Source organism: Nonomuraea guangzhouensis, assembly GCF_019396345.1.
GTDB lineage: Bacteria > Actinomycetota > Actinomycetes > Streptosporangiales > Streptosporangiaceae > Nonomuraea > Nonomuraea guangzhouensis.
Genome location: NZ_JAHKRM010000006.1, coordinates 48,606 through 74,057, shown reverse-complemented (window position 1 = coordinate 74,057; position 25,452 = coordinate 48,606). Strand labels below are relative to the sequence as shown.

The 25,452-nt window shown below is 70.1% G+C and carries 28 protein-coding genes; 8 read left to right on the top strand and 20 right to left on the bottom strand.

The window, feature by feature from the left end; genetic code table 11:
• Window positions 1–6 precede the first annotated feature (6 nt).
• From KME78_RS13230 to KME78_RS13205, 6 genes are all read right to left on the bottom strand, one after another.
• Entirely contained in the window at window positions 7–636 is a 630-nt protein-coding gene (locus KME78_RS13230; RefSeq protein WP_219529152.1) for a bifunctional DNA primase/polymerase, read from the bottom strand.
• Between the two features lie 129 nt (window positions 637–765).
• Window positions 766–1,749, bottom strand: a complete 984-nt coding sequence (hemB, locus tag KME78_RS13225) for a porphobilinogen synthase (RefSeq protein WP_219529151.1) — start codon at window positions 1,747–1,749, stop codon at window positions 766–768.
• Window positions 1,746–3,302 carry a bifunctional uroporphyrinogen-III C-methyltransferase/uroporphyrinogen-III synthase gene (locus KME78_RS13220; protein ID WP_246651027.1) on the bottom strand — a complete coding sequence of 519 codons (1,557 nt, stop codon included), beginning with the start codon at window positions 3,300–3,302 and terminating at the stop codon, window positions 1,746–1,748. Before KME78_RS13220 ends, hemB begins: the two co-directional genes overlap by 4 nt.
• Window positions 3,299–4,204 carry a hydroxymethylbilane synthase gene (gene hemC / locus KME78_RS13215; RefSeq protein WP_308126930.1) on the bottom strand — a complete coding sequence of 302 codons (906 nt, stop codon included), beginning with the start codon at window positions 4,202–4,204 and terminating at the stop codon, window positions 3,299–3,301. The genes KME78_RS13220 and hemC overlap by 4 nt, the downstream gene beginning before the upstream one ends.
• The gene (locus tag KME78_RS13210; protein WP_219529150.1) at window positions 4,201–5,472 is read right to left on the bottom strand and encodes a glutamyl-tRNA reductase; all 1,272 of its coding nucleotides are present in this window, start codon (window positions 5,470–5,472) and stop codon (window positions 4,201–4,203) included. Before KME78_RS13210 ends, hemC begins: the two co-directional genes overlap by 4 nt.
• Window positions 5,469–6,146 carry a redox-sensing transcriptional repressor Rex gene (locus KME78_RS13205; protein ID WP_219529149.1) on the bottom strand — a complete coding sequence of 226 codons (678 nt, stop codon included), beginning with the start codon at window positions 6,144–6,146 and terminating at the stop codon, window positions 5,469–5,471. The genes KME78_RS13210 and KME78_RS13205 overlap by 4 nt, the downstream gene beginning before the upstream one ends.
• 116 nt (window positions 6,147–6,262) lie before the next feature.
• On the opposite strand from KME78_RS13205, the gene KME78_RS13200 reads away from it, so the two are divergent.
• Window positions 6,263–6,499: a glutaredoxin family protein gene (locus KME78_RS13200; RefSeq protein ID WP_219529148.1), complete on the top strand. Its 237-nt coding sequence runs from the start codon at window positions 6,263–6,265 to the stop codon at window positions 6,497–6,499.
• A gap of 7 nt (window positions 6,500–6,506) precedes the next feature.
• On the opposite strand, the gene KME78_RS13195 is transcribed toward KME78_RS13200, so the two are convergent.
• Window positions 6,507–8,015, bottom strand: a complete 1,509-nt coding sequence (locus tag KME78_RS13195; protein WP_219529147.1) for a putative quinol monooxygenase — start codon at window positions 8,013–8,015, stop codon at window positions 6,507–6,509.
• A gap of 178 nt (window positions 8,016–8,193) precedes the next feature.
• On the opposite strand from KME78_RS13195, the gene KME78_RS13190 reads away from it, so the two are divergent.
• The 3 genes from KME78_RS13190 (at window position 8,194) to KME78_RS13180 (ending at window position 10,453) form a co-directional block, all read left to right on the top strand.
• A complete protein-coding gene (locus KME78_RS13190) occupies window positions 8,194–8,832 on the top strand; it encodes a sigma-70 family RNA polymerase sigma factor (RefSeq protein WP_214640665.1) in 639 nt (212 codons plus the stop codon).
• A gap of 71 nt (window positions 8,833–8,903) precedes the next feature.
• Window positions 8,904–9,560: a DUF5667 domain-containing protein gene (locus KME78_RS13185; protein WP_219529146.1), complete on the top strand. Its 657-nt coding sequence runs from the start codon at window positions 8,904–8,906 to the stop codon at window positions 9,558–9,560.
• A gap of 14 nt (window positions 9,561–9,574) precedes the next feature.
• Complete coding sequence (locus KME78_RS13180; protein WP_219529145.1) at window positions 9,575–10,453, top strand: HAD family hydrolase; 879 nt, start codon at window positions 9,575–9,577, stop codon at window positions 10,451–10,453.
• Here KME78_RS13180 and KME78_RS13175 read toward each other — a convergent pair whose 3' ends face one another.
• The 9 genes from KME78_RS13175 to KME78_RS13135 form a co-directional block, all read right to left on the bottom strand.
• Entirely contained in the window at window positions 10,454–11,440 is a 987-nt protein-coding gene (locus KME78_RS13175; RefSeq protein WP_219529144.1) for an LCP family protein, read from the bottom strand.
• A 2-nt stretch (window positions 11,441–11,442) separates the two neighbouring features.
• Window positions 11,443–12,024, bottom strand: a complete 582-nt coding sequence (locus KME78_RS13170; RefSeq protein WP_219529143.1) for an RNA polymerase sigma factor — start codon at window positions 12,022–12,024, stop codon at window positions 11,443–11,445.
• A gap of 70 nt (window positions 12,025–12,094) precedes the next feature.
• On the bottom strand, window positions 12,095–12,889 hold the full coding sequence (locus KME78_RS13165) for an SDR family NAD(P)-dependent oxidoreductase (protein WP_219529142.1): 795 nt from the start codon (window positions 12,887–12,889) through the stop codon (window positions 12,095–12,097).
• A 79-nt stretch (window positions 12,890–12,968) separates the two neighbouring features.
• On the bottom strand, window positions 12,969–13,838 hold the full coding sequence (locus KME78_RS13160; protein WP_219529141.1) for a lysophospholipid acyltransferase family protein: 870 nt from the start codon (window positions 13,836–13,838) through the stop codon (window positions 12,969–12,971).
• A gap of 23 nt (window positions 13,839–13,861) precedes the next feature.
• On the bottom strand, window positions 13,862–14,857 hold the full coding sequence (locus tag KME78_RS13155) for an NAD-dependent epimerase/dehydratase family protein (RefSeq protein ID WP_219529140.1): 996 nt from the start codon (window positions 14,855–14,857) through the stop codon (window positions 13,862–13,864).
• Window positions 14,858–14,879: 22 nt separating this feature from the next.
• Window positions 14,880–14,978 (bottom strand): 30S ribosomal protein bS22, encoded by a 99-nt coding sequence (locus KME78_RS13150; protein WP_018654693.1) that lies wholly within the window; start codon window positions 14,976–14,978, stop codon window positions 14,880–14,882.
• A gap of 175 nt (window positions 14,979–15,153) precedes the next feature.
• Entirely contained in the window at window positions 15,154–15,357 is a 204-nt protein-coding gene (locus KME78_RS13145) for a helix-turn-helix domain-containing protein (protein WP_026214222.1), read from the bottom strand.
• A gap of 312 nt (window positions 15,358–15,669) precedes the next feature.
• Window positions 15,670–16,452: a phosphatase gene (locus tag KME78_RS13140; protein ID WP_219529139.1), complete on the bottom strand. Its 783-nt coding sequence runs from the start codon at window positions 16,450–16,452 to the stop codon at window positions 15,670–15,672.
• Window positions 16,453–16,460: 8 nt separating this feature from the next.
• Entirely contained in the window at window positions 16,461–17,624 is a 1,164-nt protein-coding gene (locus KME78_RS13135) for an acetoin utilization protein AcuC (RefSeq protein WP_219529138.1), read from the bottom strand.
• Window positions 17,625–17,753: 129 nt separating this feature from the next.
• Here KME78_RS13135 and KME78_RS13130 point away from each other — a divergent pair, with 129 nt between their 5' ends.
• The 4 genes from KME78_RS13130 (at window position 17,754) to KME78_RS13115 (ending at window position 21,305) form a co-directional block, all read left to right on the top strand.
• Window positions 17,754–18,941 (top strand): sensor histidine kinase, encoded by a 1,188-nt coding sequence (locus KME78_RS13130; RefSeq protein ID WP_219529137.1) that lies wholly within the window; start codon window positions 17,754–17,756, stop codon window positions 18,939–18,941.
• Complete coding sequence (locus KME78_RS13125; RefSeq protein ID WP_219529136.1) at window positions 18,938–19,597, top strand: response regulator; 660 nt, start codon at window positions 18,938–18,940, stop codon at window positions 19,595–19,597. Before KME78_RS13130 ends, KME78_RS13125 begins: the two co-directional genes overlap by 4 nt.
• A gap of 80 nt (window positions 19,598–19,677) precedes the next feature.
• Entirely contained in the window at window positions 19,678–20,568 is an 891-nt protein-coding gene (locus KME78_RS13120) for an ABC transporter ATP-binding protein (RefSeq protein ID WP_219529135.1), read from the top strand.
• Window positions 20,565–21,305, top strand: coding sequence for an ABC transporter permease (locus KME78_RS13115; protein ID WP_219529134.1), 741 nt, complete (start codon window positions 20,565–20,567; stop codon window positions 21,303–21,305). The genes KME78_RS13120 and KME78_RS13115 overlap by 4 nt, the downstream gene beginning before the upstream one ends.
• A 39-nt stretch (window positions 21,306–21,344) precedes the next feature.
• On the opposite strand, the gene KME78_RS13110 is transcribed toward KME78_RS13115, so the two are convergent.
• The 4 genes from KME78_RS13110 to proC are packed head-to-tail and all read right to left on the bottom strand — an operon-like array spanning window position 21,345 to window position 25,450.
• A complete protein-coding gene (locus KME78_RS13110) occupies window positions 21,345–22,529 on the bottom strand; it encodes an ABC transporter permease (protein WP_219529133.1) in 1,185 nt (394 codons plus the stop codon).
• A complete protein-coding gene (locus KME78_RS13105) occupies window positions 22,526–23,239 on the bottom strand; it encodes an ABC transporter ATP-binding protein (RefSeq protein ID WP_219529132.1) in 714 nt (237 codons plus the stop codon). Before KME78_RS13105 ends, KME78_RS13110 begins: the two co-directional genes overlap by 4 nt.
• Complete coding sequence (locus KME78_RS13100) at window positions 23,236–24,603, bottom strand: efflux RND transporter periplasmic adaptor subunit (protein WP_219529131.1); 1,368 nt, start codon at window positions 24,601–24,603, stop codon at window positions 23,236–23,238. The genes KME78_RS13105 and KME78_RS13100 overlap by 4 nt, the downstream gene beginning before the upstream one ends.
• Window positions 24,604–24,655: 52 nt before the next feature.
• Window positions 24,656–25,450 (bottom strand): pyrroline-5-carboxylate reductase, encoded by a 795-nt coding sequence (proC, locus tag KME78_RS13095; protein ID WP_219529130.1) that lies wholly within the window; start codon window positions 25,448–25,450, stop codon window positions 24,656–24,658.
• Between the last annotated feature and the right edge of the window lie 2 nt (window positions 25,451–25,452).

Genomic DNA, 25,452 nt, shown 5'->3' with positions numbered 1-25,452 from the left:
GCCGGTCTAGTCGGCGAGCCAGTCGAGGATACGCAGCGGGTCTGGCAGCGGGCGGCCGTCGGGCGGGCGCAGCCACGAGACGGGCTGACCAGTGGGGAGCGTGGAGGGCGGCGCCAGGACGTAGCTGTCGCGGCAGTGCCAGCGCAGGCCCGGATTGTCCTCGATGGTGCCGGGGTCGCAGTCGAGCTGGCAGGACCACCACTCGTCCTCGTCATCGGGATTGCCGCGAGTGGCCACATAAAACAGAACCCGGTCGCCATTTGCGGCGACCGGGCCTGAATGCGCTGCGGCGCCGTCGATCCGGGTGAGGGCCGACAGGCCGGTGTCGAGCGGTACGTCGAAGACATCGAACACACGGCCGGTGGGCAGGATCACGTTGGCGTCGGGATCGGCCTGCCACCAGCGCGTGAGCTGGGTGGCGTCCGTCGTGGCCTGTACGTTCCAGGCGGGGGACAAGGGGTGCGCGCCCGGGTCTGGACACCCGAGGCGGTCACAGGAGCAGGAGCGGGCGCCTTCGCGCAGCGGGTGGGCACCCGGCACACTCGGCCATCCGAGAGCGGCATAGCCCAGCACGGAGTCGATCCGTGTCGGGCGCGACCGTTTTCTGGTACGCCGAGCGAGTGGTACCCCCACCATGGTGTCTCCCGTCGAGTCCAAGTGCCTGAAGAGGTCCCGGCTCCTGGCTGCAAGCACACGCGGGACACACCAACACTTGTCAGCCCAGTCTAACGCACGGGTCCCAGGGGCGACGGGAAACCCTCTGGTTCACAGCCGTCGTGCCACCTCAGTGGCCCAGTAGGTGAGGATCAGGTCGGCGCCCGCGCGCTTGATCGAGACCAGCGACTCCATGATCATCCGGTCGCGGTCGATCCAGCCGTTGGCCGCCGCGGCCTCGATCATCGCGTACTCGCCGCTCACCTGGTAGGCCGCCACCGGCACGTCGACCTCGTCGCGGAAGCGCCTGATGACGTCGAGGTAGGCCAGCGCCGGCTTGACCATCACCGCGTCAGCGCCCTCGGCGAGGTCGAGCCGAACCTCGCGCAGCGCCTCCTCCAGCGGCCCGGCCGGGTCCTGCTGGTGGGTGCTGCGGTCGCCGAACTGCGGCGCGCACTCGGCGGCGTCGCGGAACGGGCCGAACAAGGCGGAGGCGTATTTGGCGGTGTAGGCGAGGATCGGCACGTCACGGAAGCCGTCGGCGTCGAGGGCCGCCCTGATGGCCCCGACCTGGCCGTCCATCATGCCGCTCGGCGCGATCATCTGGGATCCGGCCCTGGCCTGGGCGACCGCGATCGACGCGTAACGCTCCAGCGTCGCGTCGTTGTCGACGTCGCCGGAGGCGGTCAGCACGCCGCAGTGACCGTGGTCGGTGAACTCGTCGAGGCAGGTGTCGGCCATGACCACCACCGCGTCACCCACCTCCTCGTTCACCTCACGGAGCGCGACCTGCAGGATGCCCTCGGGGTCGTCGGCCGCCGAGCCACGCGCGTCCTTCACGGCGGGGATGCCGAACAGGATCAGCCCCGACACCCCGGCGTCGGCCGCCTCGTGGGCGGCCTTGCGCAGCGAGTCGATGGTGTGCTGGACCACGCCGGGCATCGAGGCGACCGGCTGCGGCTGGTCGATGCCCTCCTTGACGAACATCGGCAGGATCAGGTCCGCGGGATGCAGCCTGGTGCCCGCCACCATGCGCCGGAACGCGGGACTGCGGCGGAGCCTGCGCGGGCGGGCGGCAGGGTACTCGGCACTCACTTGGCTCTCCTTCTGGCGCCTCTGCGGTTCTGCGACGGCCGACGCGGGCTGTCGCCGGCGGCGAGGGCCGCCTGGCGTTGCTTGGCGCCGTACGCGGCCACCGCGGCGGCCAGGGCGGACGCCGACGGCCTGTCGGCCATGACGTCGACTCGCAGCCCGAACTCCTCGGCGGTCTTCGCGGTCTGCGGCCCGATGACCGCGATCACGGTGACGTTGTGCGGCTTGCCGGCGATGCCCACAAGGTTGCGCACGGTCGAGGAGGAGGTGAAGAGCACCGCGTCGAACCCGCCGCCCTTGATCGCCTCGCGGGTCGCGGCGGGGGGCGGTGCGGCTCGTACGGTGCGGTAGGCCGTGACGTCGTCGCACTCCCAGCCTAGCTCGGTGAGTCCGGCGACGAGGGTGTCTGTGGAAATGTCGGCCCGCGGCAGGAGCACCCGGTTGATCGGGTCGAGCATCGAGTCGTACGGCGGCCACTCGGCCACCAGGCCCTCCGACGACTGCTCACCCGAGGGCAGCAGGTCGGGCTTGACGCCGAACTCGACCAGGGCCCGCGCGGTGGCGTCGCCCACGGCGGCCACCTTCAGCCCGGCGAAGGCGCGGGCGTCGAGGCCGTACTCCTCGAACTTCTCGCGTACGGCCTTGACCGCGTTGGAGCTGGTGAACGCCACCCACTCGTAGCGTCCGGTGACCAGGCCCTTGATCGCTCGGTCCATCTGCTGCGGCGTGCGCGGCGGCTCGACCGAGATGGTCGGCACCTCTTCCGGCACGGCGCCGTAGGAGGCCAACTGCTCGGACAGGCTCTTGGACTGCTCCTTGGTGCGCGGCACCAGCACCCGCCAGCCGAACAGCGGCTTGGTCTCGAACCACGACAGCTTGTCGCGTTGCCCGACCGCGTCGCCGACGACGATCAGCGCGGGCTCGGTGAAGCCGGCGTGCTTGAGGTCGGCCTGCAGCCTGGCCAGCGTCGAGACGACGGTGTACTGCTCGGTCGTGGTGCCGCTGCTGCTGACCGCGACGGGCGTGCTGTCGGGCTTGCCGCCCGCCACCAGCGCCTTGCCGATCGAGACGGCCCCGGCGATGCCGTTGTAGATGACCAGCGTGCCCTTGCAGGCGGCGTGGGCGGCCCAGTCCTGCTCGTGCGCGGCGTCGACGATCCGGAACTCCGGAGTGTCCAGCGCCGGCGGGATGCCCGCATAGGTGAGTACGGCGGTGGCGGGCGGCACGCCGGGCACGATCTCGAAGTCCACCTCCGCCGCGGCGGCCGCCGCGACCTCCTCGGTGATCGAGCGAGCGATCGAGGAGAACAGCATCGGGTCGCCCTCGCACAGGCGTACGACGAACTGCCCGGCCTTGGCGCGCTTGACGAGGTCGCCGGAGGTGACCTCCACGCCTTCGCGGCAATGGCGCAGGTAGGAGCCGAACAGCTCCTCGTCGAGCGCGACCGCGTCGGCCTTGGCGAGCAGTTCGGCGCCGCGGAGCGTGAGAAGGTTCGGGTCGCCGGGGCCCGCGCCCACGAACGCGAGGAACCCGGAGGTTGGACTATCGGAGCTCAACGGGATTGCTCCCCCATCAATCTGTCGGCCCCTTCGGAGATCATCTCGGCCGCGAGGAGCTGGCCGAGATTCACGGACTCGGAAGGAGAGCCGGCGGCGGACTTGCGCACCGCCTCCTGGCCGTCGAGAGAGACGACCATGGCGGTGAGGTTCAGAGTCTGCCCGTCATCGACGGCGAAAGCACCCACGGGGGCCGAGCAGCCGGCCTCGAGAGCGGACAGGACGGCGCGCTCGGCCGTCACCGCGGAGCGCGTCCGCGGGTCGTCGAGCACGCCGAGGAAGGAGATCAGGTCGGCGCGGTCGGAGAGACACTCCACGGCCAGGGCGCCCTGCCCCGGCGCGGGCAGCAGCTCCTCGACCTCGAAGATCTGCGCGATCTCCGCGTCCCTGCCGATCCTGGTCAGGCCCGCCGAGGCGAGCACGACCGCGTCGAGCTCGCCGGCGGTGACCTTGCCGATCCGGGTGTCGGCGTTGCCGCGGATCGGGACGTACTCGAGATCGGACCGCAGCGCCCTGAGCATGGCGATCCGGCGCGGCGATCCGGTGCCGACCCTGGCCCCGGCGGGCAGGTCGGCGAACTTGGCATGGCCGACCAGCGCGTCGCGGTGGTCGTGCCGGGCCGGGATGGCGGCCAGCGTCACCTGCGGGTCGGGCTTGGTCGGCAGGTCCTTCAGCGAGTGGACGGCGAAGTCGATCTCACCCTCGATCAGCTTGTCACGCAGCGCGCTGACGAACACGCCCGTGCCGCCGAGCTGCGCCAGCTGAGCCTTGGTCACGTCACCGAACGTGGTGACGCCGACCAGCTCGACCGCCCGCCCGGTGCGTTCGGTGTAGGAGTCGGCGACCATCTGCGACTGGGTGGTCGCCATCAGGCTGCGCCGGGTGCCCAAGCGCAGTGTCACAACTCCACCTCCCTGACGGCATCGGGCATCTTCGGATCGAGGTCGAACAGCTCACGCAGCGCTTCGGCATAATGATCGCCTCCCGGGCTGGTGGCGAGCTGTTTGACACGCACAGTGGGCTCGTGAAGCAGCTTGTCGACCACCCGCTGCACGGTCTGCGCCACCTCGTCCCTGGCCTTGCGGTCGAGGTGGGGCATGCGCATGAGGAGCCTGCCCAGCTCGGCCTCGACCACGGTCGCCGCCTTGCTGCGCAGCGCCACCACGGTCGGAGTGACCCTGGCGGCCCGCTCAGCGGTGAGGAACGCGGCCAGCTCCTCGGTGACGAGCCTGCGCACCGAGTCGACCGTGTCGCCCTCCCGCCAGCCTATGCCCGATTCCTGGATGGTCTCCAAGTCGACCAGCGTGACTCCGGGCACCTCGCGTACGGCGGGGTCGATGTCGTGCGGCAGCGCCAGGTCCAGCAGGAACACGCCCCTGCCCGTCATGTGGGCGGCCACGATGTCGGGGGTGATGACGTGCCGCCCGCCGCCCGTGCAGGTGATGACGATGTCGGCCGCCGACAGTTCTCGGGGAACCGCGGAGAACTCCACCGCCCGGCCGCCGACCGAGGTCGCCAGCCGTACGCCGCGCTCGAAGGTGCGGTTGGCCACCACGATGTCGGTCACGCCCGCGCGGGCCAGCGTGGTGGCGGCGAGCGAGCTCATCGAGCCCGCGCCGACCACCAGCGCCCGGCGCCCGGCAAGGTCGCCCGCCAGCGCCAGGCCGGCCGTGACGAGCGAGGCGCCCGCCTGGTCGATGTCGGTGTCGGCGTGGGCGCGCTTGCCGACCCGCAGCGCCTGCTGCACCAGCTCATTGAGGGTGGCGCCGACCGTGCCCTGCTTCTGCGCCAGTGTGAGCGCCCTGCGGACCTGGCCGAGGATCTGGCCCTCGCCGACGACCATGGAGTCGAGGCCGCAGGCCATCGAGAACAGGTGCTCGACGGCCTGGTCTTCGTAGTGGACGTACAGGTGCGGTGACAGCTCCTCCACGGGAACGCCCGAGTGGACGCTCAGCAGCCGGCTGATCCCGGTGAGTGCGCCGTGGAAGCGGTCGACGGCCGCGTAGATCTCGACCCTGTTGCAGGTCGAGACCACCATGGCCTCAGAGACGCACGCGTCCTGCTGAACGTCGTGCAAAAGCTTGACGAGCGCCTCGCCGGATACGGACACGCGCTCGAGCATGGACACCGGAGCTGTCCGGTGGCTGATTCCTACGGACAGAACACTCATTGACTGTCCACGGCCATAAGTGGCCCCCCTGCTTTGCGCTGCTCGTGGAACGCAAGGATCTGCAGTTCTATTGATAGGTCAACTTTACGGACATCCACGCCATCTGGTACAGAAAGCACTACCGGCGCGAAGTTCAGGATGCTGGTCACTCCAGCCGCCACCACACGATCGCAGAGTTCCTGCGCCGCCAACGCGGGTGTCGCCAGAACCACGATCGAGACTCCACGCCGTTCGATGACGGTTTCCAGGACGTCGATGTGCTCAACATTCAACCCCGCTATGTCGTCGCCCACGACTTCGGGGTCGGCGTCGAGCAGCCCGGCGACGCGGAAGCCCCGGGACACGAAACCGCCGTAGTTGGCCAGCGCCCGGCCCAGGTTGCCGACTCCGACGATGGCGACCGCCCAGTCCTGGGTCAGGCCCAGCTCGCGGGAGATCTGGTAGACGAGGTATTCGACGTCGTAGCCGACGCCGCGCGTGCCGTACGACCCGAGATGGGAAAGGTCCTTACGGAGCTTGGCGGAGTTGACTCCGGCGGCCATGGCCAGATCCTCGGAGCTGACGGTCGCGACGCCGCGTTCGGCCATCCCGTTCAACGCCCGCAAGTACAACGGGAGCCGGGCGACCGTTGCCTCGGGGATCCCGCGGTCACGGGATTGGGACGGGCTCTTCACGTGCCGGAGCTCCAGGGGACGAGCGGCCTCCCGGCCGCGTGAATGGGATCGAACCGCCTTTCAGGTTAATCCCTTTGTGAAGCGATGCACAAAGTCGGAGCGATACGGTTGCGTACATGCACCGCATCACGCTGCTCGGCAGGCCGGGCTGCCACCTCTGCGACGACGCGCGTCAGGTGATCTCACGCGTGGCGGGAGACCTTGGCGTGCCGTGGGAGGAGGTCGACATCGACTCCTCCGAGGAGCTGCGGGAGAAATACTGGGAGATGATCCCGGTCACACTTGTCGACGGGGTCCAGCACGACTTCTGGCGGGTCTCCGAAGACCGGCTGCGCGCCGCGCTGAGCGGCTAGGACGCGGCTAGTACATCGCGGTCGGGAGCGGCACGACCTTGGCGGCGTTGACGTTCAGCTCGATGATGTTGGTGGCCAGCACCATGGCCTGCCGCTCGTTGACGAACCGCTCGACGTGCGGCTGGCGCTGGTGGTCGCGGTAGGCCACCTCGTCGCGGTAGAGCTCGTAGACGATGCGCTGGAGCGGGGCCGACTTGACCGCGTGGCAGGCGTAGATGAGCGTGTCGGGCTCGCCCCTGCGTACGGCCTCGACGGTGAGCTCGGCCAGGCGGTCGAACGCCTCGCCCGAGCCGTCCATGAGCGTGAAGACGGTCAGCATGCCGTAGATGCTGGGTGAGGGCCTGCTGGAGGCCGCCTGCTGCTGGGGCTGGGCCTGCGGCGCCGGTGAGGCGTGCTGGGCCTGAGGGGGCTGCTGCTGAGCCTGTGGCGGCTGCTGGGGCGCGCGGGAGCCCGGGGCGAACACATCGGCGCCCGGGTACATCGCGCCGGTGGCCGGCATCCCGAAGTCCTGCGGGCCCGTCTGCGGGCCGCCGCCGTGCCTGCCGTTCATGATGTAGCCGGTCGAGGGGCCCTGGTCGGGCGGCGCCATCCGGGCGGCGTAGTCGACCGGCTGGTCGCCCGCCCGGTATTCGGCCACCAGGTCGCCCAGACCCGACCTGCGGGGCTGGCCGGGGGGCAGCGGCTGCTGCTGGGGCGGCGCCTGCATCGGCGACTCGGCGGCGGGCGGGAGGAAGGGATCCTGCTCCCGCATGGCCCGGCGGCCGTGGGCGGACCGCTCGCCGGCGCGCTCGGCGGATCGCTCGCCGCGGTGGCTCTCCGGCGCGTCGTCCTCGTCGTCGTCCTCGTACGGCGCCAGCGGGCGGAGCACTGTGTACCAGATGCCCGCGGCGGCCACCACGAACAGCGCGGTGGCGAAGATGCCCGGCACCGCGAACCGCATCGCGCCGATGATCGCGATGCCCGAGGGCGCGATGACCATGACGGCGTGCAGGTTGTCGGTGTCGAGTTCGTCACCGTTGCGCCAGCGCAGCCCCGCGATCACCACGGCCGCCAGCATGATCAGCCCGGCGATGGAATGCGCGCCGACCAGCAGGTAGCGGGGGATGATGTCCCAGTGCCCCTCGGCCACGGGGAGCACCTTGCCCATCTCGTCGGCCTTGCTGACCGGGTCGAAGATGAGCACCACCGTGGAGACGACGGTGAAGGCGATCCCGAACAGCCAGCCGACGAATTTCGGCGGCACCTTCTCCGACAGGAGTTGGACCAGCCCGATGCTCAGCCAGAGGGGCGCGAGGAGGGATCCGGTCAGTTGGTAGACCTTGAAGGTGACGACCCCGAACCCCATCAGGTAGCCGACACCGATCACGCCGAGCGTCAGGCAGAGCGCGACGGCTGAAACGGTCCAGGCGATCAACCACCCCTCCACCTCCTCGCGCAACCGGCGGACCAGGGCGACTGCGGCGATCGCGGCGAGGAGGGCACCGACAAAGGCTAGGACAGCAACGAGGATCTCCATGGTGACTCCAATGCTGCCGGACTATGCCTCCCAGCCGGTAGCCGAAGAGGGAACGGGTCGGTCCACACGGTATCGGCCGATTACGGCTAGTCATGCCTTCGGGAAGCGGATTGTGGAATTTCCGGTTGATTTCTAGAGTGTTCGAGCACGCCGCACCCCTTACCCCTAGGGATACCGGATGCCTGACTCGTGGCCGTTCGCCGGGCTACTCACACCAGCGGTCGCTGGTCCCGCCCGGACGAGCGAGCTTGCCGTGCGCGAAGAGATTCCCGATGACCTCCGCATGCTCGTGTTACATGCCAAGACCGGAGACACGGATGCCTTTGGCACGCTCTATGACCGCTATGTGGATCTCGTCTATCGCTACATCTACTTCCGCGTCGGCTCCCACCCGCTGGCCGAGGATCTCACCAGCGAGACCTTCTTACGCGCGCTTCGCCGGATCACCGACTTCACTTGGCAGGGCCGTGACTTCGGCGCCTGGCTGGTGACCATCGCCAGGAACCTGGTCGCCGATCACTTCAAGTCCGGCCGCTATCGCCTGGAGATTCCGACCGGGGAGGTGATCGACGTCCCGCTCGACGGGCCGCACATTCCGGAGAACGCCGTCGTCACGGCCATCATCAACGACCGGATGCTGCGCGCCGTCCAGGATCTGAATCCCGAGCAGCAGGAATGCGTGGTTCTGCGGTTCCTGCATGGCCTGTCGCTCGCCGAGACCGCGTTGATCATGGGGAAGAAGAGTGGAGCGATCAAAGCGCTGCAATTCCGCGCGATCCGCGCATTGGCCAGGGCACTCAAACACGATCTGGCGTAACCTCCGGCGGCCAGGCGTCGTTAGGCAGGTGTCACGACCGGGTCTTTTCCCGGGGGCGTCAGGGAGCTGTCATGGGTAGGGGCCGCAGATCGCGCGAGCGCGTGCTCGGTCACCTCGCGGAGCTGCGCAGGCTCCCGCTCGGCGAGGGTCCGGCCGCCGCCTTCCGGGAACGTCTCCGCGCCGAGCTCCTGTCCGCGCACCCCGGCCTCCTCTCCACGCACTCCGCCGCCGATCCCGTACGGCCGGCCCGCCGTTCCCGCCGCCGCCGGGCGCGGCGGCTCTCCTGGGTCTCCCAGATCGCCACGTTCGGCCTGACGGCGGCCATGATGCTGTCGGCGTTCGCCACCTACCAGGCGCTCCCCGGCGACACGCTCTACCCACTCAAGCGCGCCGCGGAGAGCACGCTGGTCCGGCTCAGCGCCGACGACGTGCAGCGGGCCGAGCGCGAGCTGATCTCGGCCAAGACCCGGGCGTCCGAGGTCGCCCGGCTGCTCGGCTCGTCCGGCGACGGCCCGCTGGTCACCAGGACGCTCACCGAGATGGAGGAGTCGACCCGCTCGGGCATCAGCAGGCTGGAGCGGGCCGAACCGCGTTCACCGAAGATCAACCGGTTCGCGCGCGACCAGAAGAACATGGTCGAGCCGATGCTCGAACGCATGGACGGCGATCAGCAGGACAAGGCCACCGGATACCTCGACTACATCGACGGGCTCGTGGCACCGGGATAGGTAAGCTGAGGCCCATGTGGCGGCTAATGCGACGACGGCACGAGGTGGAGGCGGAGCTCGCCGGCGAGGCCGCAGCGGCGGCCGCGGTGGCGGTGACCCCTACGGAGCCCGACCAGCAGGCGGCCGCCTTCTTCGACGTCGACAACACGATGATGCGCGGCGCCTCCATCTACCACTTCGCCAGGGGCCTGGCGACCCGTGGCCTGTTCACCACCTCCGACCTGTTCAAGTTCGCCGTCGGTCAGGCGGTCTTCCGGCTGCGCGGCAACGAGAACCCCGAGCACATCGCGGTGGCCCGCGAGACCGCGCTGGCGTTCGTGGCGGGCGCGAAGGTCGACGACGTGATCCGGCTGGGCGAGGAGATCTACGACGAGGTCATGTCCGACCGCATCTGGGGCGGCACCAGGGCGCTCGCGCAGAGCCACCTCGACCGCGGCCAGCGGGTCTGGCTGGTCACGGCCACGCCGGTCGAGCTCGCCCGGGTCATCGCCCAGCGCCTCGGCCTGACCGGCGCGCTCGGCACCGTGGCCGAGACCAGCAACGGCGTCTACACCGGGCGGCTGGTCGGCGACCTGCTGCACGGCCCGGCCAAGGCCGAGGCGATGCGGGCACTGGCCCGCAGGGAGGGCCTCGACCTCACCCGGTGCACCGCCTACAGCGACTCGGCCAACGACCTGCCCATGCTGTCGCTGGTCGGGCAGCCGGTGGCCATCAACCCCGACAGCGAGCTGCGCGAGCACGCCAGGAAGCACAACTGGCCGATCAAGGACTTCCGCACCGGCAGAAAGGCGACGCTGACCGCCCTGCCGATCGCCGCGGGCGTCGGAGCGGTGGCCGGCGGCATCGCCGCCGGCATCGCCCTGCGCAGGCACTACCGCTCGACACAGGGCTAGCTAACGCAAGGTGGCGAAGAGCCGCTCCGCGTCCGGTTGCTTCCACACGATCCGGTTCTGGTCATCCGGATCGGGCCGCCAGGGCACCATGGTGAAGCGCACCTTGCTCTTGTCCAGCGTGCCGGCGATGCCGATCATGGTGTCGAGGTCGAACTCCGCGTCCGTCTTGATCGACTTGCTGGCCGTGGTGAGGAAGTCGCGCATGGCCGCCGGATCCTTCAGCCGCTGCTTGGCCTTCTTCAGCATCGACGTCATGAGCACCTGCTGGCGCTTGATGCGCTGGATGTCGGACCCGTCGCCGTAGCGACGCAGCCGGAGGTAGCCCAGCGCCTGCTCGCCATTGAGCACGTGCTTGCCCGCGCTGAGCTTCAGCTTCGTGTTCTTGTCGTCCACCGCCTGGGGCAGCGTGACCTCGACACCACCGAGAGCGTCCACGACGGGCGCGACCCCGGAGAACTCGAGCTCCATCATGTGGTCGACGCGCACCTTCGTCAGAGACTCGATCGTCTTCACCGAACAGGCGAGACCGCCGACGTTGAACGCCGAGTTGATCATGGCCCTCCTGGGCGGCTGCGACCCGCACGCGGGGATTTGCACCATCGAGTCTCTCTGGAAGGCGACCACCGTGACGTTCTTCCTGTCGGCCGGCAGGTGCAGCAGCAGGAGAGTGTCGGAGCGGGCCCCGTTATCGAACCTCTCCGAACCCGCCTGGCTGTCGCTGCCGACCAGGAGCACGTTCAGCGCGCCGCTCACGTTGGCCGGGCGGGCGCCCGTCGGCGGAGAGACGGTCTGGCGGCCGCTCAGCAGCAGCGTGGGCACGGCGACCGCGGCCATCGTGGCCACCGCGACGAGCCCCGTCATCAGCCACGTCACGCGCCCGCGCCTCGGCCTGGCCTGGAGCAGGCGCTGCCGCTGGCGCACCAGCGTCGGCGGAGGCTGGTGTTCGAGCTCCCGGCCGAGGTCCCGGAGCATCTTCAGGTCGTCCATCGTCACTCCTCCTCCAGCATCGGGTTGGTGTCGCCGAGCGACGCGCGTACCTTCCGCCTGCCCCTGTTGAGGCGGGAGCGCACAGTGCCGATCGGGATGCCGAGAGCCCGCGCGACCTCGTCGTACGTCAGATCGCCCCACGCGATCAGCAGGAGCACGTCGCGGTCCTTGGCGGGCAGGGCGGCCAGCGCGCTGGCCAGTTCGGGGCGCGAGGCCTGCGCGGTCACCCCGGCGGCCACGCGGTCGGCCGGAGATTCCACGTGGGCGTCGACAGGGGCGCGCTGCAGGGCGCGATATCGGGCCGCCTCGGTGCGGTGGTGGCGGGAGACGAGTTTGGTCAGGATGCCGAAGAGCCACGGCCTGGCGTCTGGGTAGCTCGGGTCGTAGCTCCTCCTGCGGGAGAAGGCGACCAGGAACGTCTCGCCGACGATGTCCTCGGCCGGTTCGGGGCCCAGGCGCTTGGAGACGTACCTGTAGAGCATGGCGGAGTAGCGGTCGAAGAGCTCGGCGAACGCTTCAGGATCGGTTAAGGAAGCGCTCACCAGCTCGGCATCCGCACCCCTGGTGGCGGGTTGCGTGATCATCTCCGCCCTTCTGCGGGGAAGTCGGTCACGGATGTATCACCACAACCCGCCATAGAGGTTCACGGCGGGATCACAGCTCCTTGAGACAGCCTCCGTCGATCACCAGGTCGGCGCCCGCCGTGCTGCCGGAGCGCGGCGAGACGAGGAGGGCGATCGCGTCGGCGACCTCCTGCGGGGCGACCAGGCGGCCGGTCGTCAGCTTCATCATCTCAGGGGCCACCTGGGTGATGACGCTGTCCCTGTCGGAGCCGACCATGCCCGCGAAGACGTCCGCGGCGCCGCCCTCGTCGGTCCACCACGGGGTGAGCACGGGTCCGGGAGAGACCGTGTTCACCCGGATGCCCTGCGGGCCGTACTCCTCGTCGACCGCCTTGCTGACGTAGGTCAGGGCCGACTTGGCCGCGCCGTAATCCATGTTCACCACCGCCGGCTGCCTGGCGCTGACCGAGGAGACGTTGACGATCGAGCCGCCGCCGCCCTCCAGCATGACCGGTACGGCCGAGCGGATCATCCGGATGACGGAGAACAGGTTGAACTCGAACATCGCCTGCCAGGTGGCGTCGTCCGAGTTCATGAAGCCGGCGTGCGGCAGCGTCACGCCGGGCGGCGGCCCACCGGCGTTGTTGACCAGGATGTCGAGCCGCCCGAACTCCTCGACCGCGCGGGCCACCACCTCGGCGGGCGCCTGCGGGTCCATCAGGTCGACCGGCACGTGCACCGCCTTGTCGGGCAGTTCGGGGGTGCGGGTCCTGGAGGCCGCGACGACGTGCGCGCCTTCCTCGATCAGCGTGGTGGTCACGGCCAGGCCGATGCCCTTGGACGCCCCGGTGACGATGGCGACGCGGCCGGCAAGTTGCAGATCCATGGTGTTCCTTCGGTTCCGGTGTTCTTTCACAGGGAGAACACCGCGAACGCGCCACCGGTTGCAGGGAGGTCCGCTGAGGTCAGAAGAGAGGCGGGAAGGCGGGGCCGCGGCGCAGTCTCAGCTCGTTCAGCATCTGCTGGATGACCTCGCGGACATGATCCGTGAGGTTGAACACCAGCACCGGGTCGTCGGCGTCCGACGCGTCGTACTCGTCGGTCCGGATGGGCTCCCCGAACTGGATCATCCACTTCGACGGCAGCGGCACCAGGCCGAGCGGGCCGAGCAGCGGGAAGAGCGGCGTGATCGGCAGGTAAGGCAGGCCGAGCAGCCTGGCCAGCGTCGGCAGGTCGCCGATCTTGGGGTAGATCTCCTCGGCGCCGACGATGGCGGTGGGCAGGATCGGCACCCCGGCGCGGATCGCCGACGCGACGAACCCGCCGCGGCCGAAGCGCTGCAGCCGGTAGCGCTCGGAGAACGGCTTGCCGACGCCCTTGAAGCCCTCGGGGAACACCCCGACCAGCTCGCCCTTGCGCAGCAGCCGGTCGGCGTCCTCGCGGCAGGCCAGCGTGTGGCCGGTCTTGCGGGACAGGTGGGCGAGCAGCGGAAGCTGGTAGACCAGGTCGGCGCCGAGCAGCCGCAGCGGCCGCTCCGCCTCGTCGTGCAGCGCCACCTGCATCATCAGCGCGTCGACCGGCAGCGTGCCCGAGTGGTTGGCCACGACCAGCGCGCCGCCCTCGTCGGGAACGTTCTTCAGGCCGACGGTCTCCACCCTGAACCAGCGGTGGTAGAGGGGCCTGATCAGCTCCAGCAGCACCTTGTCCGTCAGCTCGGCGTCATAGCCGAACTCGTCGACCTCGTAGTCGCCGGTGATGCGCCTGCGGATGAAGGCCAGCAGCCTGGCGAGGGGCTCCGGCTCCTCGAAGGACGGTGCCGCGCTGATGGGAATCACGCGGGCCTCTTCGTCTGGGACGGTCAATGCCGCACACCTCCGAGCGGGTGCAGCCCCCGCGAGAGCAGAAAGTCGTCGAAAGCCGCTCCGGTGGTGAACTTCGGCTTCCAGCCCAGCTCGGCCTCCAGCCTGGAGCAGTCGACCACCCGGCCGTAGCTCATCAACCGGACCTGCTCGGGCGAGTAGTCGACCAGGCCGGCCCGGCGCGCGGAATCGCCCAGCAGGCGGAAGGCGGGCGCGAACAGCGGCAGTGTCGGCCGCCCCGCCCGGCGCGCGCACTGCGACAGCAGCAACACGCCTGCCCCGGCCACGTTGAACGTGCCGGGGTGGTCTTCGGTCGCCATCCGGCGCAGCACCTCGACGGCGTCGTCCTCATGGACGAACTGCAGCCGCGGGTCGAAGCCGAACACGGTCGGCAGCACCGGCTGGGTGAAGTAACGGGTCAGCGGCGAGTCGACACCCGGACCCATGAAGTTGGCGAACCGCAGCAGCGACACCGCCATGTCGGGTCGACGGCGCGCGAACCCACGCACGTAGCCCTCGACCTCGACCGCGTCCTTGGCGTAGCCGTGGCTGGGGCCCTCGTGCGACTCCAGGTCCTCGGTGAACACCGCCGGATCCCGTGGCGACGAACCGTAGACGGCGGTGGTCGAACGGACCACCACACGCCGCACGGTCGTCGACCGCTGGCAGGCACCGAGCAACTGCATGGTGCCGATGACGTTGTGCTCCTTCATCACGGCCCTGCCCGCGCCCCTCGACGGAGCGCTGACCAGGCTCATGTGCACAACGGTGTCGATGTCGGCAGCCGCGATCACCTGAGCGATGTCCGGGCTGCGTAGATCGACCCGGACGAACTCCGTCCGGCCGAGGGAGATGCCGCCATCTCGCGTCAGCGAGGGCGGCGGCACGGTGTCTACTCCGATGACGCGACTGATGTCCGGGTCTGCGGCGAGAACGCTCGCCAGCCGGGCGCCCACGTGGCGCGAGACCCCGGTGACGAGCACGGTGTGGGTCATCAGCGCCTCGCAGCTGCGTCTGTTACTTCTTGTTGCGCCGCTGGATGCGCGTCTTCTTGAGCAGCTTGCGGTGCTTCTTCTTGGCCATCCGCTTGCGGCGCTTCTTGATCACAGAGCCCACGGGACCCCCAGGTACTGATAGCAAGTCTGATCGATGCGCGAGCGCACACCGGCTCACAGACTACCGGCGATCGCCTGTGGATCGCGCCCTGGGGGGTGAGCCCGGCCGCTCGGTGGCGGCCGGGCATCTCCCACGACGGCATTCACGGCGTGTGGCATACGCCGCTACCTCAGTCTTAGCCTGCCTCGATGTAGGCCTCCCGCAGATAGTCGTGGACCGCCTGCTCGGGCACCCTGAACGACCGGCCGACACGGATGGCCGGCAGCTCGCCAGAGTGCACCAGGCGGTACACCGTCATCTTGGACACCCGCATGACCGTGGCCACTTCCGCCACGGTCAGGAACTTCACCTCGCTGAGAGGTCTTTCGCCTGCACCCATCGGACGCCTCTTCCGCACGTGTTTACGGGTTATCCCCACTGGTGCCATTGCTCACGCACGTGTACTGCCGTCAGCGTAAGTCGGGACTCCGATAGCGCAAACCCCCTATTTTCTCAGTTGACGGAGCCACCTGTCAGCCGAACCAGCAAAGATGCTGGTTAACCACTGGCTTGAGCACCTCGCCTAGACGTTGGAACTGTCCAACTTGTCACACATAAGAGTCGCCCAGGGTGCCTCAAAAGTTGGCAAAGGGACTGCGAGCCTCTTGGAATGCAGGCGCGAAAAGACCGTATGGGTATGACCGAATCGGACTCATGGGGTCCGTGAGGCTCGTGTGACCAGATGAGCGGTCAACGGAGCGTAGTGGCGCGGTAGCACATTGTCGTCGAGTGGAACGACGACGTCGATCTTGCCCTCCGCCTCACCCAGGAAGAGTCCAGGGTCGTTGCTGTCGGCGAACGCCACCGTCGGCACGCCCGCCTCTCCGGCCGCCCCCGCCCACCCGTGGTCGGCGATGACGAGGTCCGGCGAGGCGTCTCCCAGCACGGTGAGCATCCGCTCCATCGGGGCCGAGTCGTGGGTGTGCACGAACCCGCCCTTGTCATCGAGCATCGCGATGTCCTGGAGATAGCGGATCTTGCGCGCGCGTCCGAAGCCCGACCCCGAGTAGGTCCATCCCTCGGCCGGCGTCAGCAGCGTCGCCCCGCGCTCGACGGCGAACCGGGCGAGCGGCAGGTGGACGGCGAGCAGGCCCGTGGGGTGCCCGGTGGCGAACAGCAGCCGCGGGTTCTCCCGCGACAGCACGCCGGCGATCCGGTCGGCCATGGCGTCGAGCGCGTCGATCGTCAGGTCGGGGTCGATGGTGTCCTGGCCCCAGCGGTGCCCCGGATCGGCCTTCACCCCCGCCGACTTGGCCATCTGCGCGAGGACGTCCCGGAACGACCACGGCTGTTCGAGGGTCAGCCCCAGCAGGTAGTACGGGTCGCGGTTGGCCGCCGAACTGTAGTGGTCGAGGTTGTTCTCGCGCGAAGTCGCGACCTCGCCGGCGATCCGGGTCCGGATCAGGTGTTCACGGAGTTGGTCGCGGCTGAGCACAGCTCTCCCTAGGGCATCGGGTCGAGGCCGTGCAGGGGGAAGACCGCCTGTCGGGTCGCCATGACCGCACGGTCGATGGGGTCTGCTGGGTCATAACCACCCGACAGGTCGCGAAATTCCGGATTTCTGCCGTCGGTCATGGTCAGCGGGGCCGTCTCCCCCGTCCGCTCCCGTACGAAAGCCCGCCACGCCGGGGGTGTCTGGGTGGCCGGATCGAGCGGATGCCCGGACAGCTCGGCGATCAGGTGCGTCCAGGCCCGCGGCACCACCTGGACCAGTTCGTAGCCGCCGCCGCCCGTCGCGATCCACCGGCCGCCGGCCGTCTCGTGGGCCAGCCGGTGCAGGTACGCGTAGGCGGCACGCTGTCCGTCGACGCTGAGCATCAGGTTGGCGAGCGGGTCGAGCGCGTGGCTGTCGCAGCCGTGCTGGGTCACCAGGATGTCCGGCCGGAACTCACGCAGCAGCGGCGGCGCGATCGCCTCGAAGGCCCGCAGCCAGCCCGCGTCGCCGCAGCCCGCGGGCAGCGCCACGTTGACCGCCGAGCCGTCGGCGCCGGTCTCCCCGGGGAACCCGGTGCCGGGGAACAGCGTGCGCGGGCTCTCGTGCAGGCTGATCGTCAGCACCCGGGGATCGTCGTAGAACAGTGCCTGCACGCCGTCGCCGTGGTGCACGTCGACGTCCACGTACGCGATGCGGCCGACCCCCTGCGCGAGCAGCCAGGCGATGGCCAGCGCCGGATCGTTGTAGACGCAGAAGCCGCTGGCGCAGCCGGCCATCGCGTGGTGCAGGCCGCCGGCGATGTTGACCGCGTGCTCGGCCGTGCCCTCCCAGACCGCGCGGGCGGCGGCCAGGGTGGCGCCCGCGATGAGCGCGGAGGCGTCGTGCACGCCCTTGAACGCGGGATTGTCAGACGTGCCGAGCCCCGCGGACAGGTCGGGGCCGCCCGAGGCCGAGACGCGCTTGACCGCCTCGATGTAGTCGCGCTTGTGCACCATGGCCAGCTCGTCGTCGGTGGCGGGCACGCAGCCGACCACCTCGATCTTGTCGAGCACGCCGAGCTCGCGGGCCAGCGCCATCGTCAGCTCCACCCTGACGGGCGCCAGCGGATGGCCCGGCCCGAAGTCGTAGGAGATGAGAGCGTCGTCCCAGATGGCCCGTGCCGTCGAACTCATGCCCGCTCCCGTCGCCTCGCCCCTTGAGGCGACGTTACCGCAGCGTCAGCGGAGCACGTCCATACGGTGACGTCGGCTACTCCGGCGAAATATCGTCACTTTTCAAAAATTGAAACATAGGGTTGGATCATGCGCTTCATGCGTCGGATCACGGCCGCATGGCGTTTCTTCAAGCGTCCGCGCGTCTTCGACAGCACGCTGGTGGCCGTGCTCGTCATCGGCGCGAGCATCGGCCTGTACTCCACCTGGCGCGACGGCTACCCGGACGTCGCCAAGGGCGCCGGTCTCTTCATCATCTGCACGTTCCCGCTGCTGTTACGGCGGAACAGGCCGATCACCGTCGCCGCGATCGAGACGGTCGCCGACGTCTTCGGCATGACCGCCGACATCCTGCCGAGCAACTCCCTCACCTCGATGATCGCCTTCTACAGCGTGGGCCGTTACACCCCGGGCAGGACCGCCGCGCTCACCGCCGCCGGCGTCAGCGTGGTCTACGGGGTGGCGACCGCCCTGACCAGGCCGCTGGCCGGTTCCTGGATAGGAGGGATGATCTATCCGCTGATCATCGTGGGCATCGGGCAGTTCGTCAGGATGCGCGCCGAGCTCAGAGAGCGCGGCCAGCGGGAGGCGGCCGAGAGCGCGGTCCGCGCCGAGCGGCGGAGGATCGCCAGGGAGCTGCACGACGTCGTGGCCCACCACATCAGCGTGATCAACGTGCTGGTCGGCGGCGCCAGAGCCACCCTGCCGCCGAGCGAGGATGTCGCCCTTGACGCCCTGGCCGGTGCGGAGCGGACCGCCCGCCAGGCACTGGCCGAGATGCGCCAACTCCTCTACGTGCTCAGGGCCGACGACCCGGTCAGGACCGGCGGCGTGCTCACCACCGATGGCCTGGTCCGGGTCGAGGGCGGCGCGGACGCGGCGACCGGGGTGGGCGCGGCCCGGCTGCCCGCGCTGGTCCAGGAGGCCGAGACCGCCGGGCTGCCCGCGAGCCTGACCGTGACCGGCGAGCCCGTCACGCTGCCCGCGGCCGTCGACCACGCCGTCTACCGGATCGTGCAGGAGGCGCTGACCAACACCCGCAAGCACGCCGCGGGGGCTCGGGCGAGCGTCCGGCTGGCGTACGAGGGCGAGGCCGTCGAGGTGGAGGTCATCGACGACGGCCTGCCCACGCCGGGCGGCCGGACGGCCGCCGCGCCGGGGTTCGGGCTGGACGGGATGGCCGAGCGCGTGGCACTGTGCGGCGGCCTGCTGCGCACGGGTCCCCGCCTGGAGGGCGGCTTCGTCGTGCATGCCCGGATCCCCCTGGAGAGAACATGATCGCCGTACTGCTGGCCGACGACCACGCGCTGGTGCGCAAGGGCTTCCAGCTCATGCTCGACGCCCAGCCGGACCTGCGCGTGGTGGGCCAGGCGGCCGACGGCGCCGAGGCGGTCGAGCTGAGCAGGCGGCTGCGCCCCGACGTGGTGCTCATGGACCTGCACATGCCCGGCCTGGACGGGGTACGCGCGACCGAGCAGATCACCGGCGAGCTGTCCGACGTGCGGGTGCTCGCGCTGAGCACGTTCGACCTGGACGAGAACGTGGTCGCGGCCCTGCGTGCGGGCGCCGCCGGGTTCCTGCCCAAGGACGTCTCCCCCGAGGAACTGGTCGAGGGCGTCCGCGTGGTGCACCGCGGCGAGTCCGCCGTGGCGCCGCGGCTGCTGACCCGGCTGATCGGCACGTTCGTACGGGCGTCACGGCCCCGCAAGCGGGCGGTTCCCACGCGGCTGGGCGGGCTGACCGAGCGCGAGCGCGAGACGCTCGTCCTGATCGCCCGCGGCCGGTCCAACGCGGAGATCGCCGAGGAGCTGGACGTCTCCCCCTCGACCGTCAAGAACCACGTGACCAGCCTGTTCGCCAAGATCGGCGCCCGGGACCGGGCGCAGGCGGTGATCGTGGCCTATGAGGCGGCGCTGATCACCCCTGGAGAGTAGGAGCAGGGTCCCAGAAGCCGCGCGCGCGAACGGTCCCCGAGCAGGAAGAAACTCCGGCCGACCGCGGCCACGCTGGAGTCATGACCGCAATTCGGGCAACCAACCTGACCAAACGCTACGGCGACACCGTGGCCGTCGCGGACCTGTCCTTCGACGTCGAACCCGGTCAGGTGACCGGATTCCTGGGTCCCAACGGCGCGGGCAAGTCGACCACCATGCGCATGATCCTCGGCCTGGACCATCCGTCGGGCGGCTCGGTCCTCGTGGACGGCAAGCCGTACGCCGAGCTGCGGCATCCGTTGCGGAAGGTCGGCGCGCTGCTAGACGCCAAGGCCGTGCACGGCGGGCGCAACGCCCGCAACCACCTGCTGGCCATCGCGCAGACCAACGGCATCCCGGCGTCCAGGGTCGAGGAGGTGCTGGAGGTGGTCGGCCTGGCCAAGGTGGCCAAGCGGCGGATCGGCGGGTTCTCGCTCGGCATGTCGCAGCGGCTCGGCATCGCCGCCGCGCTGCTCGGCGATCCGGAGATCCTGCTGTTCGACGAGCCCGTCAACGGGCTGGACCCGGACGGCATCCTGTGGATCCGCACCTTCATGCGGAAGCTGGCGGGCGAGGGGCGCACGGTGTTCGTCTCCAGCCATCTGATGAGCGAGATGGCGCAGACGGCCGACCACCTGGTGGTGATCGGCAAGGGCGCGCTGATCGCCGACACGAGCGTGTCGGAGTTCATCGGGCGCAGCTCCCAGGCGTACGTACGGGTGCGCTCGCCGCGGCTGGCCGAGGTGGCCGAGCTGATCAGGGTCGGCGAGTCGCACGGCGACCACCTGCGGGTGACCGGAGTGACGCCGCTGGAGATCGGCACGATCACCGCGCGGGCCGGGTTGCCGCTGGAGGAGCTGACGCTCGTCCAGCCCTCGCTCGAAGCGGCCTACATGGAGCTCACCAAGGACAGCCTGGAGTACTCGTCATGATGGACATCCTCAGGTCCGAGTGGACCAAGATCCGATCCGTCCGGTCCACCGTGTGGACGCTGGCCGTCACCGCCGGGCTGATGCTGGGCTTCGCGGCCCTCATCAGTGTCACGGCAAGGAGCACGGCCGGCGGGCGGGTCCCGGGCGATCACGTGATCACGGCGAGCTTGACCGGTTCGATGCTCGCCGCGCTGTCCATGGCCACCCTGGGTGTTCTGGTGATCTCCAGTGAGTACCGCACCGGGGGCATCCGCACCTCGCTCATGGCAGTGCCCAAGCGCATACGCCTGCTGACCGGTAAGATCGTGGTGTTCGTGGCGGTCTCGCTGGTCGTCTGTGTGGCCGCGTCGGCCGGGGCGATCGGCATCGGCGTGGCGATCTTCCAGCCGCCGTCGATCGAACTGGGCGAGGTGGTGCGGTCCGCACTCGGGTCCGGTCTTTACCTGACCGCGTGCGGGCTGTTCGGGCTGGGACTGGGCACGCTGATCAGGCACACGCCGGGCGCGATCGTGTCGGCCATCGCGCTGATCCTAGTCCTGCCCATGGTGGCGAACCAGCTCCCGGGCGAGTGGGGCAGCACCGTGGCCGACTATTTCACCACGAACGCCGGCTTGCTGGTCGTGTCCGGCCAGAGCAACGGCTCCCTGGGCCCGTGGAGCGGGTTCGCGGTCTACCTCGTCTGGGTGGCCGTCGCCGTGCTCGCGGGCGCCGTGCTGATGCGACGGCGCGACGCGTGATCACTCGGCGGGGAGGGCGAGCACCGGAGCGGACCGCGCTCACTCGGCACGGAGGGCGATGACCGGGTCCAACCGGCCCGCCCTCCGCGCGGGGGCGACGCCGAAGAACACGCCCACCGCCGCGGACACCCCGAACGCGAGCGCGACCGACCACCAGGTGACCGAGGCGGGCACCGGCGTGAGCGCCTGGATGGCGAACGCGCCGCCCACGCCGAGCAGGATCCCGATGACGCCGCCGATCGTCGTCAGCAGCACCGCCTCGATCAGGAACTGGGCCAGCACGTCCCGCTGCTTGGCCCCGAGCGCCTTGCGCAGCCCGATCTCGCGGGTCCGCTCCCGGACGCTGACCAGCATGATGTTCGACACGCCCACGCCGCCCACCAGCAGCGAGATGCCGGCGATCGCGGCCAGTACGCCGGTGAGCATGCCGAGCACGCTGCCGATCGTGCCGAGCAGCTGGGTCTGTGTGACGGCCGAGAACTTCTCCCCCGGATACCTGTCGGTCAGCGCCGCCACGACCCGCTCCTGGAGCGGCTCGATCTCGTCGGGCCCCGAGGCGCCCACCGCGATGCCGTTGACCCTGGCGATGCCGAGCAGGCGCTGGGCCGTCGTCACCGGGATGTGCACCTCCTGGTCGCGCGACACGCCGAAGGTCTGGCCGATCTTGGCGTAGACGCCGACGACCCGGAACCGCGCCCCGGAGACGGTGAGCTGCCGCCCGATCGGGTCGAGGTCGCCGAACAGCTTGTCGGCCACTTCCGAGCCGAGCACGGCGACCCTGCGCCGGGTGTCGACGTCGGTCTCGCTCAGGTGGCGGCCCTTGTCGAGCGGGCGCTCGAAGATGTTGGTGAGGTTCTGGTCGGTGCCGACGATCGTGACGAACGCCTCGCTCCCGCCGACCCGTACGGTCTCGCCCGACTGCAGCGACACCGTCACCTTGGCCGGGTCGCCGACCACGCGCCGCACATACGCGACGTCGGCCAGGTTGAGCTTGCTCTGGGTCGGCGCCGCGCCCACGCTGAGCCGGCCCGGGACGACCAGGATGATGTTCGTCCCGAGGCCGGAGATCTCCTTCTCCACCGCGTCCTTCGCGCCGGTGCCGACGGCCACCAGGATCACCACGGCGAGCACGCCGATGATGACGCCGAGCATGGTCAGCACGCTGCGCAGCCGGTTGACCCGCAGCGCCTCCAGCGCCATCCCGAACGCCTCGCGCCCTCTCACGCCGGGTTACGCTCCGCGGTGTCGAGCTCGATGAGCCCATCGCGTACGTGGATCTGCCGCCGGGCGTGCTCCGCGACCTCCGGCTCGTGCGTGACCAGCACCACGGCCACCCCGCTGTCGCTGTTGAGCCGGTCGAGTATGGCCATGACCTCGGCGCCGTTGCGGGTGTCGAGGTTGCCCGTCGGCTCGTCGGCCAGCAGCACCTTGGGCTGGCCGACCAGCGCCCTGGCGATCGCCACGCGCTGCTGCTCGCCGCCGGACATCTGCGAGGGCCGGTGGTCCATCCGGTGCCCGAGCCCCACCGACTCCAGCGCCGCCCGCGCCCTGGCCCGGCGCTCGGCCTTGCCGACGCCTCGGTAGACCAGCGGCAGCGCCACGTTCTCCAGCGCGGTGGTCCTGGCCAGCAGGTGGAACGACTGGAACACGAACCCGATGGTCTTGTTGCGCAGCTCGGCCAGCTGGGTGTCGGACAGCTGCGACATCTCCACCCCGTTCACCCGGAGCCGCCCGGAAGTGGGCTGGTCGAGGCAGCCGAGCAGGTGCATCAGCGTGGACTTGCCGGACCCGGACGGCCCGATGATGGCCACGAACTCGCCGGGGCCGATGCGGAGCGACACCCCGCGCAACGCCTCCACGGCGACGCCGTCGAGCTGGTAGCGCCTGGTGAGGTCGACGGCTTCCAGGGCGGCTTCTAAGACGGGGGTCGTCATGGCAGTCGCTGCCCCTGTCGTACCGAGTCCGCGCCCTTGACCACGATCCGGTCACCCACCGACAGTCCGTTCAGCACCTCGACCACCGCCTCTCCCTGTGCGCCGAGCTTGACCACGCGGCGCTCCGCCGTACCGTTCCTGACCACCCAGACCACGCTCTCGCGTCCGCTGGAGACGATCGCCGAGGCCGGGGCCGCGATGGCGGCCGGCGACTCGCGGACCGTCAGCCGCGTCACCGCGCTCATACCCGGTTTGGGGGTGGGCGCCTCGGCGCCGTCGTCGAACCTGCCCGCGCCGAGCGTGAGCTGCACCGGGTAGCTGACACCGCCGGTCGTGCCCGCCAACGGCGTCACGCCGACACCCGTCACGCGCGCCGTGTAGCCCGCGCCGGGGACCGCGTCGAGCTCGACCGTCGCCTCGGTGCCCTTCTTGACCAGCAGCACGTCGGTCTCGTCGATGTCGGCGGAGAGCGTGAGCTCCGAGACGTCCGTGACGGTGACGATCGGGTCGCCCGCCGACACGGGGACGCCCGCGGCCACCGGTGTGCCGCCGCTCGCGGAGCCGCCCGAGGTGTCGGCGGGCAGCTGCTGGCCGCCGGTGGGCAACTGGCTGAGCAGGCCGTTCAGGCTGCTCGCCGAACCGCCGCCGGTGGGCCGGCCGAGCGTGACCACCCCGCCGAACGGCGCCTTGACGGTGAGCGACTTCACCGTGCTCTCCGCCGCCTTGACCGCGGCCTTCGCCTGGGACTTGGAGGCCGCCTGCAACGACGCCATCGACGACGTCAGGCCGCCGAACCCGCTCGTGACGCCGGCCAGCACGCTGTTGATCGACCGGTTGAGCTGGGCGGTGATCGACTTCAGGGCCCTGGTCTGCGCCTTGTGCTGGGCCTCGGCCAGGCCGATGGCGCTGAGCAGCTGCCGGCGGGCCTGGGCGTCGTCGATCTTCTTGGCCTCCCTGCGCGCCCTGGCGAAGTGCCTGGCCACCTTGAGGTCGAACGCGCCGGTGTCGAAGGAGGCGAGCCGGACGTTCGGGCGGCCCAGGCCCGGGGTGGCGGGCGCGGCCGACTTCGACGCCTGCCTGGCCTGTTTGAGCTGGTCCTGGGCCTGTGGTGAACGGATCTTGGCCACGATCTGGCCCTTGCGCACGTGGTCGCCCTCGCGTACGTAGAGCTTGGCGATCGTGCCCTGGGCGGGCGAGCGGAGGGTGGCCGTGGCGCGGGCGCCGATCGTGGCGGGCGCCTCGACGACCTCGGTGACGGGGGCGCGCTTGACGTCGGCCAGTTGTACGGCGGCCGGTTCCTCGGACGAGCAACCGGTCAGCGCGAGCAGGACGAGCAGCGGGGGGATGCCGCGACGGATCGTCACCCGACCCATCGTAGGAGCAGGGCGGTCCGGGCGGCCTTTGGGCCTCCCGGGCTCAGCCCGAGGCCAGCTCGCGGCTGCGGTCGCGGGCGGCCTCGATGGCGGCCAGGAAGGCGGCGCGGACGCTGTGCCGTTCGAGCTCGGCGATCGCCGCGATCGTGGTGCCGCCGGGAGAGGTGACCGCCTCGCGCAGGATCACCGGATGCTCGCCCGAGTCGCGCAGCATCACGGCGGCGCCCACGATCGACTGGGTGACCATGTCGAGCGCCGCGGCCCTGGGCATGCCGAGCAGGATCCCCGCGTCGACCATGGCCTCGACCAGGTAGAAGAAGTAGGCGGGCCCGCTGCCCGACAGGGCGGTGGCCGCGTCCTGCTGCGACTCGGGCATGCGCAGCACCTTGCCGACCGGCTTGAGCAGGTCCTCGGTGTGCTTGAGGTGCTCCTCGCCCGCGTGGGCGCCCGCCGAGATCACGCTCATCGCCTCGTCGAAGCGGATCGGCGTGTTGGACATCACCCTGACCACCGGGACCTCGACGCCGAGCCGCTGCTCGACGAAGGCGGTGGTGATGCCGGCGGCGGCGGTGATCACCAGGCGGTCGGCGGGGACGTAAGGGGCGATCTCCGCCAGCAGCGTCGCCATGTCCTGCGGCTTGACCGCCAGGATGAGCGTCTCCGCGGCCTTGGCGGCCTCGGCGTTGGTGACGGTCCGCACGCCGTACGCCTCACGCAGCGCCTGTGCGCGCTCCGGTCGGCGGGCCGTCGCCATGATGTCGCCCGAATCGAACCCTGCCCGAAGGAGACCGGACAGGAGGGCCTCGCCCATCTTGCCCGTGCCCAGAATCGCAATCACGC